Genomic DNA, 20,098 nt, shown 5'->3' on the forward strand with positions numbered 1-20,098 from the left:
AACAGGAGATCATCATGTCCCAAGGAATCGAAAACAAAGTGGTCGTCATCACCGGGGCAAGCAGCGGACTTGGCGAAGCCACCGCCCGTCACCTTGCCGAGCGTGGCGCGTCCGTAGTCCTCGGCGCGCGGCGTGGCGACCGCATCGCTAAGCTGGCTGAGGAGTTGGCCGCCAAGGGCTATAGAACCAAGGCAGTCCAAACCGACGTCATGGACCAACTTCAGGTCAAGACGCTCGTCGACACGGCCGTCAACGCGTTTGGTCGCATCGACGTGATGCTGAACAACGCCGGCTTGATGCCACTTGCGCCGCTCGAACGGCTCAAAGTTGACGAGTGGGATCGCATGATCGACGTGAACATCAAAGGGGTGCTCTACGGCATCGCAGCAGCGCTTCCGCACATGAAGGCGCAGAAGTCGGGGCACATCATCAACGTGTCCTCCGTCTACGGTCATGTGGTCGATCCGGGTGCCACCGTCTACTGCGCGACGAAATTCGCCGTGCGTGCCCTCTCGGAGGGGCTGCGGAAGGAAGTGAAGCCGTACAATATCCGCACCACGATCATTTCACCCGGCGCAGTGAGCACCGAACTCCTCGAACATATCAGCGAAAAGGACGTCCAGGCGGGCACCAAGGAGTTCGTCAGCAAGATCGCCATCAGCGCGGACACGTTCGCCCGAACGGTCGCCTTCGCGGTGAACGAACCAGACGATGTCGACATCAACGAAATCCTGTTTCGGCCCACGGCTCAACCTGTCTGACGCGAGGCGCGCTATCTCGATGACATCCAAGTTCATGAGCCGTCGCGCGGTGCTGGGCGGAACCTTGGCGGCCGCCGCTCTCCCTCTCGTGGCGCAAGGGCAGGACGAGCGCGGCCCGGCGGATCCCGAGGCGACAGACGTCAGGATCAGGATAGGCTTCAACAAGCTAACCCTGACCGCGACACTCTTCGACAATCCGACGGCGCGCGATCTTGCTTCCATGCTGCCCTTGAACCTTAAGATCGAGGACTACGGCAGGAACGAAAAGATCGTCCATCTGCCGCGCAAGCTGACCGAAGAAGGCAGCGGTGCTTTCGGAAACGAGCAGCCGGGCGACCTTTGCTACTTCAAACCGTGGGGTAACCTGGCTCTGTTCTACGCGGATTACCGCTGGGACGGGCTGATCCGGCTCGGCCGCTTCGACAATGGCTTCAAGCCGTTGCTGGTGCGCGGCGAGTATCCGGTCCGGATAGAACGCATCTGACAAGGGTTCCATGCCCGGAAATCTGAAATCGTTTCCTCCCAAGCATGAAAGAACCCAACAGGACGAATTTCCGCAATGGCCTATATCAGAACCAGAAAGCCGCGGCCGGCTTAGTCAGCAGAGGCGCTCGACGAGGCGCCTCCGTCTATTCGATGATCTCGACGCAGAAATCGATAAAGGCCCTGACCTTAGCCGGGACATGCTGACGCGAGGGATAGAAGGCGTAGAGCGGGAATGTCTCGTCCGACCAGTCGGGAAAGAGGTTCACGAGCTGCCCATTGTTCAGATAATCCGCCATCCCGAGTGAGAAGACTTGCGCGATGCCTATCCCCGCAAGGCAGGTCGCCAAGGTCGTGCCGGCATCGTTGACTAAAATGCGGCTGCGGGTCTCGATCGAGACGACCTCTTCACCCCGCCGAAGCTCCCATTCGAAAGGCCTTGCAGTCAGCGGGTCCTGGAACTGGATACAGGTATGCTCGCTCAAATCCTGTGGACGGCCCGGCCGACCATGTCGCTCGATATAAGCGGGAGCCGCAATCGTGATCACGCGTGTCTGCATCAACAGGCGCGAAATAAGCGACCGTTGTGCAGGCTCGCCAAAGCGCACAGCGACGTCCATGCCATCAGTAACAAGATCGCCGATCTCGTTGCGGGTGATGACCTCGATCTGGATATCCGGGTAACGGTCGAGGAAGGCGCCGAGCCGCGGGCCGAGCACAAGGCGTGAGAAATATGGGTCGACATTGACTCGCAGTCGGCCACGCACCGCCTGTCTGGCGCCAACAGCTGTCTGCGCAGCCTCTTCGATGCCGCTCAAGAGTGGGGCCACCTGTTCGTAGAACCGCGCGCCGTCATCGGTGAGCCGCATCGTGCGTGTTGTCCGGTCGAGCAGCCGCAGACCGATCCGCCCCTCCAGTCGGGAAATGGCGCGGCTGACACCCGACGCCGATAGTCCCATTAGCTCCGCCGCCCGCGCGAAACTTCCGCTCTCGATAACGGCGGCCAGTACGCTCACGCCATTCAATAATCGTCCGTCAAACATCGGGCATCCGTGATTTTTAGTCACCAATCATGTGACAGAAGCGCGCTTCAGTCAAATGCTGCCAAAGGACATGATCAGCATAACAAACCGCCAACCTGCTGGCGGTGCAGGAAGCGAAGGAGTCTAACCATGTTTGTGATCACCGGAGTAACAGGCCAAGTCGGAGGCATTGTCGCCGCGCGTCTGCTGAAGGCAGGGGTGCCGATACGCGCCGTCGCGCGCAATGCGGAGAAAGCAGCGGAATGGAAGAACAAAGGAGCGGAACTGGCCTTGGCCGAGATGACCGACGCCGATGCGCTCACCAAGGCTTTCGCCGGCGCCGACGGCGTCTTTCTGCTGATCCCGCCGACCTTCGATCCGACCCCTGGCTTTATGGAAGTGCGCGCTGTCATTGCGGCCCTGAAGACCGCGCTTCTTTCGTCTCGTCCCGCCAAGGTCGTTTGCCTCTCCACCATCGGCGCGCAGGCCAGAGAACCTAACCTCTTGAGCCAGCTTGGTCTCGTCGAACAGACGTTATCTGCCTTGCCAATGCCAATCGCCTTTCTGCGTGCCGGCTGGTTCATGGAGAACACGGCCTGGGATATCGCGCCGGCGCGCGAGACCTGTGTCTTCTCGAGTTTCCTGCAGCCGCTCGATCAGCCCTATCCGATGGTTTCTGTCCTCGACGTCGCAGCCAAGGCGGCAGAACTGCTGCAGCACGAGTGGGTGGGCAAACAGGTCGTCGAGTTGATGGGGCCAGAGGGCGTCACGCCCAACGATATCGCCGCTGTCCTATCATCCATCCTCGGCAAACCCGTCCGGGCGGAGCCGGTCGCCCGCGACACCTGGGAGCAGATTTTCACCGATCAGGGCATGCAGAACCCCCTCCCGCGGATGCGTATGATCGATGGCTTCAACGAAGGCTGGATCCGGTTCGAGGGCGAGCCGGTGAAGGGCACGACCACACTGGACACAGCCATGGGCCGTCTCATTTGCCCCGGCCGATAAACAGCTCAAAGGCCGTGGCGGAGAGCAGCCACGCCCTTTTCTCATGCAGCCTCTGACAGGGTCGCTCCCGGATTTTGAACTAACGGACTACCCAAAGACTACCGGATCGGACGGCAGACGTGCGGCCTAATGCGGTTTTTGAATTTCACAGTAGACAATGCTGCGGTTTGAGCCGGGCCAAACAGACACCTTCACATCCGCCCCGGTCACGCTTTCACTGGCGATCAAGCCCATCTCTGGTTCTGACCGCAACAGCAGCGCCCAGTTCATAAATGTCTCCATATAGCCATCGACGTCGGTCTCCGGGGAGAAGTTGGCGAATAGGAATGTGCCGCCAGGCTTCAGCATGCTGACGCACTTCCTGGCCAGCCTTACGGCTACCGCGTCCGGCAAATAATCATAGAGACCCGCGGCATAGACGAAATCGAACATTCCCAGCGCGTGCCTCCCACCGAGCAGGGATTTGACCGACCCGTTCACGGCCTCGACGGACGTGCCGGCGAAATCGCGAGCGACGGTTCCAACGCTTATCGGGTCTTGATCCAAAGCCACCCAGCGTCTGATCGCGCCGGCGCTGAGAGCGCTCGACAAAGGCCCCTCACGAAGATGCCCGGCGGCGATGGCGAGAACTTCGGTGGAACCAGCCCGGGTCGAAGCGATTTCGTCAACGCGGCGAGCCAGAATGTCTCGACGCTCCCTCACCGCGACGGATGACGAAGCATTTCGAGTGTAGGCGTAGATCGAACGTCCCAAGTTGCTCGCGGACAAGACGGCGTCCTCGATTTCAGGTCGGCCGTATATGAAGTCGAGAAGGCGTGCGTCGCCAGAATAGCCGCGCGGTTTTTCGAACGACCAGCGGGTCAATGGATCTTGATGAAGATAGTGAGCAACGGGATGGGATTGCGCGATCGGAACGATGACGTCCCACACCTCCGGATGAAAGCGCCGCCGTATCTGGTGCAAGGCCTCGGCAAGACGCTCGATGATCGCATTGGGCTCGACGCCGGACTTGAACTGACGGATCGACACGTCAAGGCTGAGGGCAAGCTCGGCTCTGGCAACGATCAGGTGGCCGGGATCTGGCGCAGCAACCCTCCTTGCCACCCGACGAATTTCGCCGGGCGCAACAAGACTTTCACCGTCCAAGACCAGGCTTTGTGCCATTTCGAGATCCCCTTGATATAGCGTTAAGCATAATCAACCTCGAAATAGGATGCGACTAGAATCCACACGGGATAAGGGTAATTCTACTCTTGCGGGTCAGATGCTACCCCTCTAACAAAGCTAAGCAATAAGACAAACCGGTTGCAGGTCGCCGAACGCGATTTTGGAGGGCGCCGAAGTATGGCTTACTTTTCAACATACTTTAGATGGCTGTCAGGCCGGCGTCGTTGCATGATCGCGGCTTGCACTAATGTCCAGAGTGACGAATCTACCGCCAGCTTTTCATTCGCCGAGGCTCTCAAATCTCTGAAAACTGAAAATGATGCTGTCCGGAGGCGGAGCTCACGGCAAGGTCTTTGGATGGCGGTTGCCGTTTATGTGGCCTTTGCACTTCCCGACCGATGGCTGATCCCCGATGTTGCCCCTATGACGATCGCCGCGCGATTCGTCGTTGCAACGATCGCGCTGCTGGCGTTCGAAATTCTGCGACTGGCCAATGCGAAAACCGTCTGGCTTGACATCACATGCGCCGCTGCTCTGCTTGTGGGCTATGTAGGCTGGCTTTACCCGGCGATTGCTACCCGCGACGTCACCGCCATGTCATACTACATGATATTCGGCGCCATCTTCATGATGGGCGCCAACCTGTTTTTCAGTTTCCCGTTTCGGCTTTCGGTGATCACCTCGGGCCTCGTTCTATGCGCATTTTTCATTACGATCGTGGAATTTTTTCCTTCAAGCCAAACCTACAAGCTTGCCTTCGGGATGTTCTACATTTCGTGCTTTGCCTTCACGTCTTTCGTCAATTGGCGATTGAACGTGGAGCGTCGAAACGTGTTGTTGAACGCGGCGGAGGCTCGCCACCAGCACTGGGAAGCGTCCGAGCGCGGAAGGTCACTGCTCGAGCTTTCACATACTGACTATCTGACAGGCATCGGCAACAGACGCGCGCTGGATCGGCGGCTCGACGAATGCTGGGCCGCCTGGAAAGACGAACACCGCGACTTCTCCGTGTTCCTCATCGACGTCGACTTTTTCAAACGCTTCAATGATCGCTACGGACATCAGGAAGGAGACCGATGCCTGACTGTCATCGCCAATGCGCTGAAGGCGGTTGTAGGCTGGTCCGATGGCATGATCGGCAGATATGGTGGCGAGGAGTTTATAGTGGTCATGCCGGCTGCCCTCCCCAAGGTCGCGATGACTCTCGCCGAGAAGATCAGAATGGAAGTCGAGTCTCTTGCGATTGCTCACGACGAGCGACCAGACGATATGTCGATCGTAACCGTCAGCATCGGCGTCGCCTTCACCCGCGAGAAAGTGGGAGAGAAAGTTGAACGAATAGTACGTGAAGCCGACCTCGCTCTCTACAATGCCAAAGCAAGTGGCCGAAACTGCATTCGCAGTTTTGATCCGTTTTTGCCTCGCCCCGACGACCATGCTGGCAAACTCGTCCCGCTGCTGGCGGCCGCTATCGATCGCAAACTGGTCTCGCTCGTGTACCAACCGATCTTCGACGTGACGAACGGGAAAGCAAGAGCTGTCGAGGCTTTGATGCGCCTCAGGATGCCGGACGGCTCCGCGGTTTCGCCGAAGACATTCATTCCGGTTGCGGAACGAAGTGGCGCTATCCTCGAACTAGGCAGGTGGGCGATCGAGACGGCATGCCGGGATATACTGATGACCGATCGCATGGCGACCGTCAGCGTCAACGTGTCGCCGATACAACTGCGTTCCCCCGGCTTTGCTGCCAGTGTCGCTGATATCCTTGCCCGGTGCGGGGTCTGCGGGTCGCGACTAGCCTTGGAAGTCACCGAGGGCCTGGACATGGATATGCAGTCGGAGGTGCTGAAATGCATCGCCGATCTGCGGGCACTCGGCGTCGAAATCTGGCTTGACGACTTCGGCTGCGGCTTCGCGGGCCTCTCCTGGCTGAGGGCAATCGAGTTTCAGACGGTCAAGGTCGATCGAACCTTCCTGCACGACTGCTCGAACCCACGCGGTCTGATGATGCTTCAGGACATGATTGCTCTCATCCGCAATCGTGGGAATACGATCCTGGTGGAAGGCGTAGAAACTGCAGCACAATTTTCCCTTCTCAAGGATCTTCGCATCGACCGCGTCCAGGGCTTTCATATGGGCATGCCGGTCAGCGCTGAACTTCTGAGCGCGGCATAACTCGCCTCAAGGTTTCCAGATGGCTCAGCACGTCGCCGATGATCGATGCGTGGCATGTGACGTCTTTGCAGATCGTCGTGATGCTGAGTGGCGCCTATCTTGCCACGTCAGGAGTGCCGGCGATCGAACAGCCCGCACTCGATAAGCTGTAAGGGCGGCTATGCTCATTCCGCGAGTCCGATTCTTCCGTTACGTCAGCGACAACGTTTTAGCCTGGCTTCCGTGCGCCTCACCCATTTCACTCGGCTTGAGGCCCCGTCGTCCCAAGACCGGGGGCGACTTCATGCACGGCCGAGGGCTAGCCTCACTGGCACCTTCCAATCTCCCATGTCGCAACACTACATGATGGGAACAATGCAATTGGGAACATTCGACATCTGCTGCATGTTTTGCTGGCGATGCGGAGGCCGCACCCAAACCTGTTGAGGATTTGAGCATGACTTGTTTTATCTGTACCGCCTGCGGCGCTCAGTTCAGCGAGAGATCTGAGCCGCCGCGAGCCTGCCCGGTCTGCGAGGACGACCGTCAGTTCGTGCCCCAGTCGGGGCAAAGGTGGACGGATATGGCGGCAATCAGCCGGACACACAGTGTGATCTGGAACCAAGAAGCGCAGGGTGTTCACAGCCTGCAGATCTCACCTGCCTTCGCAATTGACCAGCGCGCCTTCCTCATCGAGGGACCGGATGGCAACATTCTTTGGGATTGCCTCAGCCTCGTTGACGAGGCGAGTGCGGCCCAAATTGCTGCGATGGGCGGTCTTACGGCGATCGCAATTTCACACCCACACTTCTATTCTTCGATGGTCGAGTGGAGCACAGCCTATGGCGACGTGCCGATCTATCTCCACGCCGATGACGGCGAATGGGTACAGAGACCTGGTCCGGCACTTCGCCTTTGGAAGGGTGAAACTTTGCAAGTCGGTCCGGCGACCGTAATTCGTTGCGGTGGGCATTTCGCTGGCAGTTCGGTGCTTCACTGTCCCTGGCTGGAAGCTGGACGGGGCGCTCTGTTCGTGGGCGACACGATGCAAGTCACGCTGGATCGTCAGTATGTGAGCTTCATGCGCAGCTATCCGAACCTCATTCCGCTCAACGCCAGAACTGTGGAAGGCATATCGGAGGCCGTACGGCCATATCGATTTGAGTCGATTTACGGTGCATTCACGGGGAGAACGATCAAAACAGATGGCTCACGTGTCGTGGAAGGGTCCGTTCAAAGATACATAAGGGCCATTGAAGGTTAAGGTGCCGTTCAGCGATAACAAGGCAGCGAACTCCTTCGATGGAAACGAGACCGATGGAATTTCGATCGATTTCTTCCTAGGTAGTAAGGCCAGCAGCCCCCGACAAATTGCGGCTTTTTGGACGAATCAGGCCGTCTGATGAAGCGAGGCAATTGATCGCTGAAGGCAGACGATTATTCGGCGGTTGAACCCGGGAATGAGGAGCAGAATGGATCACGTCAATAGCCCGCAATCGTCAGTGAGCGAAGAGAAGGAAGCGCGCAGGCTTCAATACCTGACCTGGGAACACATTGCGTCTGACCTCCGTCATCCCACTCACCTCGCCCGAAAGACGGAACTCAGGCGATCATGCAGTGCGGAACTGGCCGAGACGTCCTACATCGCCGAGAATGCCGCAATCTTCACCGAAAGCCTGACGATGGGCGAGCGGTCGTGGATCGCCGGGCACGCGCTCGTTCGCGGCCATGTGATCCTCGGCGACGATTGCACCATCAATCCCTATGCCTGTGTTTCCGGCACGGTGACGTGCGGCAATGGCGTGCGGATTGCTTCGCATGCCTCGATCGTCGGCTTCAATCATGGCTTCGACGATCCGACCGTTCCTATACACCGCCAGGGTGTCGTCAGCATCGGCATCGTGATCCGCGACGATGTCTGGATCGGCGCCAATTGCGTGATCCTCGATGGCGCCACGATTGGAAACGGCGCGGTGATCGCCGCCGGAGCTGTGGTCACGGGAGATATTCCCGCCATGGCGATTGCCGGTGGTGTACCAGCCCGGGTGCTGCGGAGCCGAGGCTCGGCGCCCCGGAAAACCGGCACTGGCGACATTGAAGATCAATTGGTGAGGCTCGGCCAGAAAGCAAAAGACCAGTGGCCGGACATCCTGGCACGCTGGAAAACGCAAGGATCCTATGAATCGCTGGAAGCGGACGGCATCCGCAGACCGGCGATCCGGCATCTCTGCGATGCAATCGAGATCGCTGCCGGCTTCGGCCACCTGCCGCCCGATCTCGATGCGGCGGAGACGGTCGAGCGTCTCCAAGGTCTTCAGGACCGAGAGACCGGCCTTTTCCCGGAAGAGAATGCACGCATGCATGGCAAGGCGCTGAGGGATGATTCAAAGGCGCTCTATAACGTCCTTGCGGTTGGCTATGCGCTTGAACTGCTTGGTTCCGGTCCACGCCAACCCGTCCATGCGGTCGAGCTCGGCGCCGGGGAGCTGGATGAATGGCTGAGCGCCCTGCCCTGGTCGACCCGGGCCTGGCACGCCGGAAGCGTGGTCGATGCGATCGGAACCGCCATGTATTTCAATGCGAAGTCTTTCGGCATCAGGCATTCACGGCAGGCGCTTTTCGAGTGGCTGAGCCGAAATGCCAACAGCGTTTCGGGGCTGTGGGGTGAACCGACCGCGGCGGAAGGGTGGCTTCAACCGGTGAACGGCTTTTATCGTCTGACGCGCGGCACCTACGCCCAGTTCGGCGTGGCACTTGCCCACCCGCACGCCTCACTCGAAACGGTTCATCTCAACTACCGCAACCACAAGGGCTTCGTTGCTGCAAAATACAACGCGTGCAACCTGCTCGATACGATTCATCCTCTGCTGCTGATTGCCCGGCAGACCGACTACAGGCGGACCGACGGGGAGGCGATCGCCCGCAAGGTCATATCGAGGGCGTTGGATAGATGGCGGGATGGCGAAGGATTCCCGTTTGCCGATCGTGCTGAACCGAGCTTGCAGGGGACGGAAATGTGGCTTTCCGTCATTCACCTGGCGGCCGATTTCCTGGGACTGGCAGATCGCTTCGCCTTCGTCCCGAAAGGCGTTCACCGGACGGCAACCGTGGGGCTGGGTTTGTGATTACGCTTCGATCAACCGTGCAATGATGCCGTCAGCCAGGCGGCGGCAAGATCGCGTGCGTTGCTTCGCTTGGCTTTGACGGGCACGATCACGTTGTAACGATCTTCCGCGGCAAGCTCGCCGCCGTCGACCTGCACCAGGGTTCCATCCTCCAGAAAGGTGCCCACCAGCATGCGCCATCCCAACGCAATCCCTTGCCCGGCGCGTGCGGCTGCGATGGTTTCGGTATAGTGGTTGAACCGAAGCGACGGCTTTATCTCGAGGTTGGCGCCGGTCAGCGAAAACCACTGCGCCCAGCTATACCAGGAACGATCGAGAACGTCCGTCTCGATGAATTCGTCGGCGGAGCCGAGCGCGCCATCGCCACGACGCTTGAGATAGTCGGGAGAGCAGACCGGGCAGATGACGTCGCCGTGCGAGGCGATGACGGTGCTATCGCTGAAGGGTGGCACACCATATCGAATTGCCACATCGACTTCTCCGTCATCGAGAGCGATCGGGCTGTCCTGGGATATCACCCGCACCAGGATGCCCGGATTGGCACGGCGAAACTCTGCCAGCCGCGGCAGCAGCCAGAAAGAAGAGAATGCAACGGTCGCTCCTATGGTCAACACGTCCTGGCTGCGCGACTGGAGCGCTTCAACGCTCTCGGCAATATCGGCAAAGCTCTTGGCCAGCGTGGCTCCGAGGTTGATGCATGCCGCTGTCGGCTCGATCGCTCGATGCTTGCGCACGAATAGGGGCTGGCCGAATTCCTCCTCCAGCAATGCAATCTGCCTGCTGACCGCCGCCTGGGTGACACCCAATTCGGTCGCAGCCGTGGTGAAGCTCTTCTTTCTGAGCACCGCCTCCAGGGTCACCAGTGCCGTCAGCGACGGGATCCGTCTTCTAAAGTGCATCCCAGAATTCCTCATCGCATGACAAAAACTTATGCGAACCTAATTTTTTATGCCGTTGAAACACCGGAACTACAAGGGCAATCTAGGGAAACTCTCGCATAAGAGGTTCTGATGCTAAACAAGCTCCCATCTTCCATTTCCGCCCTTCTCGACGCTCGTGCCAACGGTCACTCCCTGCCGGCCGGCCTTTACGTCAGGGAAGACGTGTTCGAAGCAGACATCGACGTCTTCTTCCACAATCACTGGATCTGTGTCGGTCTCGATTGCGATGTTCCCGAACCCGGTGACGCCACGGTGATCGATATCGGCAAGACGAGCCTGATCCTTCTGCGTGACGACGACGGAGAAATTCGCGTCCTGCACAATGTCTGCCGCCATCGCGGCTCCCGCCTTCTCGATCCGGGCAAGACGATCGTCTCAAAACTCGTCTGTCCCTATCACACCTGGACATACGAACTGACGGGTGAGCTCAGCTACGCGCCTCACATGGGCAAGGACTTCGACAAGGAGTGTCGGAGCCTCAAGCCCGTCACTTTCAAGTCGATCGGCGGGCTGATTTATGTCTGTCTCTCCGACAATCCGCCCGAGGACATCGCCATCCTCGAACAGGCCATGACCGAGCGCCTTGCCCCCTACGACATCCGGAACGCAAAGGTTGCCTTCCAAACGGATGTCATCGAGGATGGCAACTGGAAGCTCACGATGGAAAACAATCGCGAATGCTACCATTGCTCCGCGAACCATCCGGAGCTCTGCGTCTCCTTCGTCGATCTCGACTTCGGCTTCGACCCGGAGACGCTGAGCCCGGAGGATCGCGAACAGGCCGAGGAACATTTCAGGCTGTATGAAGAGCAGACGAAGGCGTGGGAGTCTGACGGCTTCCCCTCGGCTGCCGTCGAGCAGCTCGCCGACTGCGCCACCAACTTCCGCACCCAGCGGCTGATCATCGCAGGCGCCGGCGAATCCCAGACCCACGACGCCACCGCCGCATCCTCCAAGCTTCTTGGGCATATGACCCGCAAGGATCTCGGCGACACGCATCTTTGGGGCCACAACAGCTGGAACCACTTCATGGGCGACCATGCCGTGGTGGCGACCGTCATTCCGCTCTCGGCGGGCAAGACACTGGTCAGAACCAAGTGGCTGGTCCACAAGGACGCCGTCGAAGGCGTGGATTACGATCTCGACAAGCTGACGGATGTCTGGGTCGCGACGACGGACCAGGACGCCGATCTCGTGGCGCGCTCCCATGCAGGCACTCTCGACCCGGCATATCAACCAGGCCCCTACTCCCGCTTTTCCGAGTCGAACCTCGACAAATTCGCCAGCTGGTACATCGATCGGATGCGCGCCCATGGATACTAGGAGCCCGCAGATGCCCGCAGCCAGGGCAGCCCTTCACGACCTCTGGAACCCGGAAGAAGACGACGCGCTCGTCTGCCTCGACGTCCAGCAGGAAACCCACGACGTCAAGACATTCACCTTCGCATCGCGCGAAGGCAAGCGGTTCGCGTTCAAGGCCGGGCAGTATTTTCTATTCGACCTGGAACATAATGGAGACGCTGAAAACAGGTGCTACAGCATCTCCTCCTCGCCGCATCGGACAAACGCCTTCTCCGTGACGGTGAAGCGCGTTCCCGGCGGAAAGATCTCCAACTGGCTTCATGACACCCTGGTTCCCGGCGCGACCATCAAGGCGAATGGGCCGCTCGGCCACTTCGTCAGGCCCGAGACGTCTGGACGCAAGCTTCTGCTTTTGTCGGGCGGCTCCGGAATTACCCCCGTCATGTCCATTCTGCGGGAACTCGCCGACAGTTGCGAACCTGCCGACGTCGTCTTCATGCACGCGGGACGGACGCCGCAGGATCTGATCTTTCGCGACGAACTGGCCTGCATCGCCCGCAGGCTGAAAGGCCTTCGCCTGCATTTCCTCCCGGAGACCGTGGCCGGCGAGCCGTCATGGCCCGGTCTGACCGGCCGCATTTCGAAAGACTACATGCGGCTTGCGGTTCCCGATATCACTGAGCGAACCGTGATGTGCTGCGGCCCCGCCCCGTTCATGGCCGCCGCGCGCAGCATTGCCGCCGAACTCGGCGTGCCCGGCTCGAACTACCTGGAGGAAAGCTTCGACGCAGCCGTCATCGACGAACCCGAAATTCCTGCGGTTCAGGAGGCAGCTGCGAGGGTCTTTCAGGTCACCTTCTCGAAGCAGGCCCGCAGCATCGAGGTAACAGGCGACCAGAGCGTGCTCTCTTGTGCAAAGAAGTCAGGCGTCAGGATCCCGTCGTCCTGCGCGAATGGCGTCTGCGGCACCTGCAAGTCGAAGCTTACGTCAGGCACGGTCGACATGAACCACAATGGCGGAATTCGTCAGCGGGAAATCGACGCCGGCTTCTTCCTGCCCTGTTGCTCCAAACCGCTCAGCGATCTGGTCATCGAGCGCTGACACTGTCACTCACCGACAACAGGGACTGACTGAGATGCTGCGAGAGGAAAGCGATTCCGCCGAACTGACCGGCTCGACGGTCTTCAAGGACGAGCGAAAGCAGGCATACCTCAATCCTGAAGGAGCCGACCGGCCTCTTATCAGTCCTGTGCCGGCCACGACGCTCGACCGGGCTCGCCGCTATCGTCTGGAGCGCCTGCGCAGGAAAATGCGCGAATGGGACTGCGGCGCCTTGCTTCTCTACGACCCCGTCAACGTCCGATATGCCTTCGATTCATCGAATATGAGCATATGGACGATGCACAACGCCTCGCGCTACGCTCTGATTCTCGCCGATGGTCCGGCCATACTTTTCGAATTCGAAGGCGCCGAGCACGTCAATGACGGGCTTCCCGGCATCGACGAGATCCGGCCGGCGAAATCATGGATATTCTTCACATCAGGCAACCTTATTGAGCCCCGCCTGAAAGCCTGGGCAGACGAGGTCGCGGACCTCGTGAGCCGCAATGGCGGCAACAAACGCCTGGCGGTGGACAGGCTCGAACCCGCCGGCGCGTTCGAATTGCGGGATCGCGGCTTCATCCTCTTAGACGGTCAGGAGCTGGCCGAGCGGGCGCGATCCATCAAGAGCGCCGATGAAATCGAGTTGATGGGATGGACGATCCGTGTCTGCGAAGCAGGCATGGCGCGGATGTACGAGGTGTCCGAGCCGGGCCGCACCGAAAGAGAGATCTGGGCCGAGCTTCACTTCGAAAACGCACGCAGCGGCGGCGAGTGGCTGGAGACCAAGCTCTTGACCGCAGGCCCGAGAACAAACCCCTGGTATCAGGAATGTTCGGACTACGTCGTCAAACGCGGGGAGATGATATCCTTCGACACCGACATGATCGGACCCTACGGCTATTGTGCCGATCTCTCGCGGTCGTGGACAGCGGGACACGTGGCAATGAAGGGGAAGCAGAAGGAACTTTATGCGGCAGCCAGGGATCAGATCGAGCACAATCTTTCAATCATCAGGCCTGGGATGACTTTCCAGGAATTCAACGAAATCTCGTGGCGGATTCCGGAGAAATACCAGCCTTATCGATACACGCTTGCTCTGCACGGAACCGGAATGGCGGATGAATGGCCGGGGATCCTTCTGCATCCGGATTTCGACCCTGATTTCAGCGGCATCATCGAGGAGAACATGGTTCTCAACGTCGAAAGCCTGATTGCCGAAGCCGGATCCGAGAGCATCAAGCTGGAAACCCAGGCCTTGATCACGGCAAGGGGAGCCGAGCGGCTGGACACGTTTCCGTGGGAAGAGATCTGAAAAAGCAGGTCGCGCAAAACTGTGCAGCGGTTTGCGACAACGACATGCGTGAGAACAAAGAGCTAAAGCGCGAGGAGCGAATCTGAAAGATTGCGACGCGCTTTAGTGCGCTCTCGAAGCGGCACGATGCTGCGACGGTGTCTGCCCGAATGTGCGCTTGAAGGTTCTCGTGAACTGCGAGGCGTTTTCAAAGCCGACATCCAGCGCAATCTCGATCAGCGGCGCCTTCGACTGGGCAAGGATCGACTTCGCTCGCTCCATGCGAACACGATTATAGGCCTTGGCAGGAGACATCCCCGTCTTGTCGATGAATATCCTCTCCAGTTGCCGCCTCGACAGGCCAACCGTGGCGGCAAGCTTCTGGATAGACATGCTGCCATCGACGAACTGCTCCATCGTAATCATCGCCGCCTTGACGCGGGCATCGTCATAATCGTCGTAGAGCGGACGCCGGGGCTGTATGTCGGCCGGAGCCCGCGCCTTTTCGATCTGAAGGACCTCCAGCGCGTTTCGTTCGGCGTCGCGGCTGATACATTTTCGGACCAGCAACGCCGCCATGTCGGCGGAGCTGCTGCCGCCTGCGCATGATCCGCGCTGGCGATCGAGATTGAAGAGCCGATCGGAGCGAACGCTGAGGTCGGGAAACCGCTCCCGAAACTCCTTATAATGCAGCCAGCTCACACAGGACTCGTGCCGCTTCATCAGGCCAGCCGCAGCCAGAATGAACGAACCCGTGCACACGCCGATCAGCGGCACCTTCTTGGCGTCCGCCTGCTTGAGAAAAGCGATGGTCTCCTGGTCGACAGGGTTCTCCACCGTCAGAAGGCCGCCGACGACGACGATATAATTGAACTTCGACGGATCGACGAAATCGGACGTCGGAGCGACCTGGACGCCGCAACTCGAGGTGATCAGGTGCCGCGTGCTGCCGATCACCTGCCAGTCGGCAAGGACCCTTCCGGAACGATCCTGCTCGTCGCTGGCAAGCCGCAGCGTATCCACGAAGAGCGCGAAGGCGGACAACGTGAACGATCGCGCCAGGACGAAGCCCACCTTGAGCCGCTCAGCCGACCTCGCGGCGTCGTCTCCGTGCCGATGCTGCCCGGATCGCATATTCATCCCCCTGCCGCCTGTAAGAACGTACTCATCGAATCCGAAAGACATGCGCCAGAGCATGATGCCGAAAAGTGTGAAGCGGTTTTCGGACGACATCCTGTTCTAGCGGATCATGATCGTCAATGAAAATGGGTTTGTCCAATGTTTCCCTCGGCTTCGAGCCGGCTAGCCTGAGCCGCCGGCAGGCCATCACGGAATATCTCGATATTCGGATGGCGGCGGTTTTGCTGGGGAGCGCCCCGCCGGCGCTCCCCGGGGTCAAATCACGCGGCCAGGACGCCGCTCTTCTTGGCCATCCAGGTTGCGATGTAGTCCATAAGGCCAGGGTTTAGGCAATCGTAAGGCTCGAGGCCGGACGTCCTCAGTTGTGCCCTGACAGCGTCCATCTTGGCAGGGTCGAAGCCGCTTTCGATGATCGACGACACGAAGGCCGCAAAGCCTGGCTTCGCCCAGCCGCTTTCCTGAAAGCGTTCCGGATGGACGAACGACAATCCCTGGAACGGATGTTCGCGCACGACCGGTCCATACATATGCACGCCGCATTCCTTGCAGGCGTGGCGCTGGATCAAGGCTGTGGAATCGACGACGGCGAGCTTGTCGCCATTCTCCTGAACTTCGACGCTTTCGGTCGGCGCAACTGCCACGACCGAAAACACTGCACCTTCGGGCTTCCAGCATTTCGTGCAGCCGCAGGCGTGATTGTGAGCGATATCGCCCTTGATCCTGACCTTCACGGGGTTGCTGGTGCACTTGCAGACGAGCGTCCCGCCTGTGAAAGCAGCGTCAGTCGCCCGAAAGCCTGAATCCACTGCCGGATGTATGGCTATGCTGGTCATGGGTTTCTCCTCCCCTTCTGGGCCGTTTGCGATATGCCCGGCCAAGCTCTGCAATCAGTCTCCCAACCTCCGTGCGTGCCAGCGCAGATGGTCTTCCATGAATGTCGAAATGAAGAAGTAGGAGTGGCCGTAGCCTTCCTGCATGCGAAGCCGCAGGCTGATGCCGGCAGTCTCGCAGGCTTGCCTGAGCTCTTCAGGGCGTAATCCATCCTCCAGGAAGCTATCCGCCGTACCCTGGTCGACGAGGAATTCCGGGAACCGGTGCCCGTCTTCGATTAGCGAGCAGGCATCATATGCCCGCCAGGCCGTTTCATCAGATCCAAGGTATTTCTGAAATGCCGGCTTTGACCAGCCGGAGACCGAGGGATGGCTGATCGGCGCGAAGGCCGAGCAGCTGCCGAAGCGTCCGGGGTTCTTGAGCGCGATCGTGATCGCGCCGTGTCCGCCCATCGAGTGACCGAAGATCCCCTGTCGCGTCATGTCGACCGGAAACTCGGCGGCGATAAGCTTTGGCAATTCATCGACGACGTAGCTGTACATCCGATAGTTCAGTGCGAATGGCGGCTCGGTAGCGTCGACATAAAAGCCGGCCCCCTTGCCGAACTGCCAATTACCAGGTTCGTCCGGGACGGCATCGCCCCGCGGACTGGTGTCGGGGCAGACGACGATCATACCGAGTTCTGCGGCAAGACGCCGATACTCTCCCTTTTCCATGACGTTCGCATGGCTGCAGGTCAGACCGGAAAGGTACCATAGAACCGGCAGCTTGCGTGTTTTGGCCTGCGGCGGCAGGAAGACCGCAAAGGTCATGTCGCAGTCGCAAGCGTCCGAGCGATCGAGGTAAACGCCCTGGGTGCCGCCATGAGAATTTTCGGTCGAGATCGTCTTCATGGCTCAATAAACCACGACGCCGCGGATGCTTTCGCCCTTGTGCATCAGCTCGAAGCCCTTGTTGATGTCTTCGAGCGGCATGGTGTGGGTGATCATCGGATCGATCTGGATCTTGCCCTGCATGTACCAGTCGACGATCTTCGGCACGTCGGTGCGCCCGCGCGCGCCGCCAAAGGCGGTGCCCATCCAGTTGCGGCCGGTGACCAGTTGGAACGGACGGGTGGAGATTTCCTGGCCGGCGCCGGCAACGCCGATGATAATCGACTTGCCCCAGCCGCGATGGGAAGATTCCAGCGCCTGGCGCATCACCTTGGTGTTGCCGGTGCAGTCGAAGGTGTAGTCGGCGCCGCCGATCAGGTCGCCGTGGCGCTTCGTCAGGTTGACGAGATAGGGCACGATGTCGTCGCCGACCTCCTTCGGATTGACGAAGTGGGTCATGCCGAACTTTTCGCCCCAGGCCTTGCGGTCAGGGTTGATATCGACGCCGATGATCATGTCGGCACCTGCAAGCTTCAGACCCTGCAGCACGTTGAGGCCGATACCGCCGAGCCCGAAGACGATGGCCGTTGCGCCGATCTCGACCTTGGCGGTGTTGATGACGGCGCCGATGCCGGTCGTGACACCGCAACCGATGTAGCAGATCTTGTCGAACGGCGCGTCGGGATTGACCTTGGCAAGGGCGATCTCCGGCAGCACGGTGAAGTTCGAAAAGGTCGAGCAGCCCATATAGTGATGGATCTTGTCCTTGCCGATCGAGAAGCGGCTGGTTCCGTCCGGCATCACGCCCTGGCCCTGGGTCGCGCGGATCGAGGTGCAGAGGTTGGTCTTGCGCGAGGTGCAGGAATAGCATTCGCGGCATTCCGGGGTGTAGAGCGGAATGACGTGGTCGCCCTTCTTCACCGAAGTGACGCCGGGGCCGACATCGACGACGATGCCGGCACCCTCATGGCCGAGAATGGCCGGGAAGAGGCCTTCCGGATCGGCGCCCGACAGGGTGAAATCATCGGTGTGGCAGATGCCCGTCGCCTTGACCTCCACCAGCACTTCGCCGGCCCGCGGCCCCTCCAGCTGCACGGTCATCACTTCGAGCGGTTTTCCTGCCTGTGTGGCCACGGCGGCGCGAACGTCCATTTTGATATCCTTCCTCTTAAATTGAATTCTGATGCTGCATATTCGGATCGACCGGTTTCTCGCCGATCTGCTTCGCTGCGTTACCGCCGAGACTTCAAGCTCTGGCGTTCAAGCTTTTCGTACATCTCCGACCTATTGTCGCCAAGGACCCCATCACGTCTCCCGCTCAACCTGGCACCAGACCGCCAGCAGTGGCCGGGCTGTGCATCTTATCGCGAAGGATTGCCCGGCGTCGTTTGCAAAGACTGTGCCGATACCGGCAGAAAACCATTGGGAATTGCCAAGGCAGATTTCACCCGGCGAAAGCAGAATGAAAGCGCGGGGCTGCGTCTGAACGTGATCGGGAAATCTTGTATAGCGATCCATGTAGATCACGCCGACCCTGAGATCGGCGCGTTCCTCCATGCCGCCGGGACCGACCAAGACCGCATGGGAGTGCGTATTGCCGAAATTCAGGCTTGCGAACGGACCGGAGCGGCCGCGTCTCCAGAGCAGCTTATCGGCGAGACTCTGGAACTGGCCGGCGATCGCCTCGTATTTCCGTCCCGATTTTCCAAGATGGCCGATGGCGTCATCCAGCCCTTCGGGCGCGCCGGGAAGAGGCCCGCCCTCTGGACGCACCTTGCCGGTCTTGAGCAGCCTCTGGAGAACCTTGCCCGCGACGAAACTGGCGACGGCAGGAGCCTCCGCCGACAGCATCAGGCCGCCGACATCATTGAGGAATTCCTGCAGCGGCCGAGAACGCCTCTCCCTCCCGATGTCGTGCAGCCGGATATATGCCGGCTTTTCGTCATCGTTCAGGAGAAGGTCGGCACCAGGTTTGATTGGACGTCCCACGACGCGCGCCACGTTCGGTCTCCCCCACTAGAGCGCCTTTTGCAATTCCGGCAGGGCGTCGAAGAGATCGGCGACCAATCCATAGTCGGCGACCTGGAAGATCGGCGCCTCCTCGTCCTTGTTGATGGCGACGATGACCTTCGAATCCTTCATGCCGGCCAGATGCTGGATGGCGCCTGAAATACCGCAGGCAATGTAGAGCTGCGGCGCCACCACCTTGCCGGTCTGGCCGACCTGCCAGTCGTTCGGGGCATAGCCGGCATCGACGGCGGCTCTGGATGCGCCGACGGCAGCACCGAGCTTATCGGCAAGCGGCAGGATAACTTCCTTGAACTTCTCCGCCGAGCCGAGTGCGCGGCCGCCGGAGATGATGATCTTCGCTGACGTCAGTTCCGGCCGGTCGGAGGCCGACAGCGCGTCCCTGACGAAGGTCGAAAGCCCCGGATCGGAAACCGCCGGGATTGCCTCGATCGTTGCCGAACCACCTTCCGGTGCAGAGGCAAAGGAAGCGGTGCGCACGGTGATCACCTTCTTGGCATCGCTCGCCTGTACCGTCTGGATGGCATTGCCGGCATAGATCGGCCGCTTGAAGGTATCGGACGAGATCACCTCGATGATCTCGGAGACCTGGGCGACATCGAGAAGAGCGGCGACGCGCGGCAGCACGTTCTTGCCGACCGAGGTGGCAGCCGAGACAATGGTATCGTAGCTACCCGCCAGCGAGATGATCAGGTCGGCCAGCGGCTCGGCCAGATTGTTGGCCAGTTCGTCGCTTTCGGCCAGCAGCACCTTGGACACGCCGGCAAGCTTGGCGGCGGCATCGGCGGCAGCCTTGGCAGCCTTGCCGGCAACCAGCACATGGATATCGCCGCCGATCTTGGCTGCTGCCGTCAGCGCCTTGGCGGTC

18 protein-coding genes are annotated in these 20,098 nt (G+C 59.8%); 9 read left to right on the forward strand and 9 right to left on the reverse strand.

Annotation, left to right across the window (positions count from 1 at the left end):
* Positions 1-14 precede the first annotated feature (14 nt).
* Positions 15-761 (forward strand): SDR family oxidoreductase, encoded by a 747-nt coding sequence (locus G9X67_RS32110; RefSeq protein WP_171600565.1) that lies wholly within the window; start codon positions 15-17, stop codon positions 759-761.
* A 13-nt stretch (positions 762-774) separates the two neighbouring features.
* Entirely contained in the window at positions 775-1,245 is a 471-nt protein-coding gene (locus tag G9X67_RS32115; protein WP_171600589.1) for a cyclophilin-like fold protein, read from the forward strand.
* A 145-nt stretch (positions 1,246-1,390) separates the two neighbouring features.
* Here G9X67_RS32115 and G9X67_RS32120 read toward each other — a convergent pair whose 3' ends face one another.
* Positions 1,391-2,287: a LysR family transcriptional regulator gene (locus G9X67_RS32120; RefSeq protein WP_138388647.1), complete on the reverse strand. Its 897-nt coding sequence runs from the start codon at positions 2,285-2,287 to the stop codon at positions 1,391-1,393.
* 129 nt (positions 2,288-2,416) lie between these two features.
* Between G9X67_RS32120 and G9X67_RS32125 the strand changes: the two genes are divergently transcribed.
* Positions 2,417-3,274: an NmrA family NAD(P)-binding protein gene (locus tag G9X67_RS32125; RefSeq protein WP_171600566.1), complete on the forward strand. Its 858-nt coding sequence runs from the start codon at positions 2,417-2,419 to the stop codon at positions 3,272-3,274.
* A gap of 126 nt (positions 3,275-3,400) precedes the next feature.
* Here G9X67_RS32125 and G9X67_RS32130 read toward each other — a convergent pair whose 3' ends face one another.
* Complete coding sequence (locus tag G9X67_RS32130) at positions 3,401-4,438, reverse strand: class I SAM-dependent methyltransferase (RefSeq protein ID WP_171600567.1); 1,038 nt, start codon at positions 4,436-4,438, stop codon at positions 3,401-3,403.
* Between the two features lie 180 nt (positions 4,439-4,618).
* Here G9X67_RS32130 and G9X67_RS32135 point away from each other — a divergent pair, with 180 nt between their 5' ends.
* The 3 genes from G9X67_RS32135 (at position 4,619) to G9X67_RS32145 (ending at position 9,720) form a co-directional block, all read left to right on the forward strand.
* Complete coding sequence (locus tag G9X67_RS32135; protein WP_171600568.1) at positions 4,619-6,616, forward strand: GGDEF domain-containing phosphodiesterase; 1,998 nt, start codon at positions 4,619-4,621, stop codon at positions 6,614-6,616.
* 436 nt (positions 6,617-7,052) lie between these two features.
* A complete protein-coding gene (locus G9X67_RS32140; RefSeq protein ID WP_171600569.1) occupies positions 7,053-7,859 on the forward strand; it encodes an MBL fold metallo-hydrolase in 807 nt (268 codons plus the stop codon).
* Between the two features lie 208 nt (positions 7,860-8,067).
* A complete protein-coding gene (locus tag G9X67_RS32145) occupies positions 8,068-9,720 on the forward strand; it encodes an acyltransferase (RefSeq protein ID WP_171600570.1) in 1,653 nt (550 codons plus the stop codon).
* An 11-nt stretch (positions 9,721-9,731) separates the two neighbouring features.
* Here G9X67_RS32145 and G9X67_RS32150 read toward each other — a convergent pair whose 3' ends face one another.
* Complete coding sequence (locus tag G9X67_RS32150; RefSeq protein WP_171600571.1) at positions 9,732-10,619, reverse strand: LysR substrate-binding domain-containing protein; 888 nt, start codon at positions 10,617-10,619, stop codon at positions 9,732-9,734.
* A gap of 111 nt (positions 10,620-10,730) precedes the next feature.
* Here G9X67_RS32150 and G9X67_RS32155 point away from each other — a divergent pair, with 111 nt between their 5' ends.
* The 3 genes from G9X67_RS32155 to G9X67_RS32165 are packed head-to-tail and all read left to right on the forward strand — an operon-like array spanning position 10,731 to position 14,380.
* Positions 10,731-11,984 (forward strand): aromatic ring-hydroxylating dioxygenase subunit alpha, encoded by a 1,254-nt coding sequence (locus G9X67_RS32155; protein WP_171600572.1) that lies wholly within the window; start codon positions 10,731-10,733, stop codon positions 11,982-11,984.
* 10 nt (positions 11,985-11,994) lie between these two features.
* A complete protein-coding gene (locus G9X67_RS32160) occupies positions 11,995-13,065 on the forward strand; it encodes an FAD-binding oxidoreductase (protein WP_171600573.1) in 1,071 nt (356 codons plus the stop codon).
* 34 nt (positions 13,066-13,099) lie between these two features.
* Positions 13,100-14,380, forward strand: coding sequence for a Xaa-Pro peptidase family protein (locus tag G9X67_RS32165; RefSeq protein WP_171600574.1), 1,281 nt, complete (start codon positions 13,100-13,102; stop codon positions 14,378-14,380).
* A 102-nt stretch (positions 14,381-14,482) separates the two neighbouring features.
* Here the strand turns inward: G9X67_RS32165 and G9X67_RS32170 are convergent, their stop codons facing one another.
* The 6 genes from G9X67_RS32170 to G9X67_RS32195 all read right to left on the reverse strand — a co-directional run.
* Positions 14,483-15,493 (reverse strand): GlxA family transcriptional regulator, encoded by a 1,011-nt coding sequence (locus G9X67_RS32170; protein ID WP_138388986.1) that lies wholly within the window; start codon positions 15,491-15,493, stop codon positions 14,483-14,485.
* Between the two features lie 266 nt (positions 15,494-15,759).
* Positions 15,760-16,332 carry an S-(hydroxymethyl)glutathione synthase gene (gene gfa / locus G9X67_RS32175; RefSeq protein WP_171600575.1) on the reverse strand — a complete coding sequence of 191 codons (573 nt, stop codon included), beginning with the start codon at positions 16,330-16,332 and terminating at the stop codon, positions 15,760-15,762.
* Positions 16,333-16,386: 54 nt separating this feature from the next.
* Positions 16,387-17,223 carry an S-formylglutathione hydrolase gene (fghA, locus tag G9X67_RS32180; protein ID WP_171600576.1) on the reverse strand — a complete coding sequence of 279 codons (837 nt, stop codon included), beginning with the start codon at positions 17,221-17,223 and terminating at the stop codon, positions 16,387-16,389.
* A gap of 3 nt (positions 17,224-17,226) precedes the next feature.
* Positions 17,227-18,354 (reverse strand): S-(hydroxymethyl)glutathione dehydrogenase/class III alcohol dehydrogenase, encoded by a 1,128-nt coding sequence (locus tag G9X67_RS32185; protein WP_171600577.1) that lies wholly within the window; start codon positions 18,352-18,354, stop codon positions 17,227-17,229.
* A 153-nt stretch (positions 18,355-18,507) separates the two neighbouring features.
* Positions 18,508-19,203: a dimethylsulfonioproprionate lyase family protein gene (locus G9X67_RS32190; RefSeq protein ID WP_171600578.1), complete on the reverse strand. Its 696-nt coding sequence runs from the start codon at positions 19,201-19,203 to the stop codon at positions 18,508-18,510.
* Between the two features lie 15 nt (positions 19,204-19,218).
* The coding region (locus tag G9X67_RS32195) for an FAD-binding protein (RefSeq protein WP_171600579.1) at positions 19,219-20,098 on the reverse strand (880 nt) is incomplete at its 5' end.

Source organism: Rhizobium sp. WYCCWR 11152, from assembly GCF_013087615.1.
GTDB lineage: Bacteria > Pseudomonadota > Alphaproteobacteria > Rhizobiales > Rhizobiaceae > Rhizobium > Rhizobium indicum.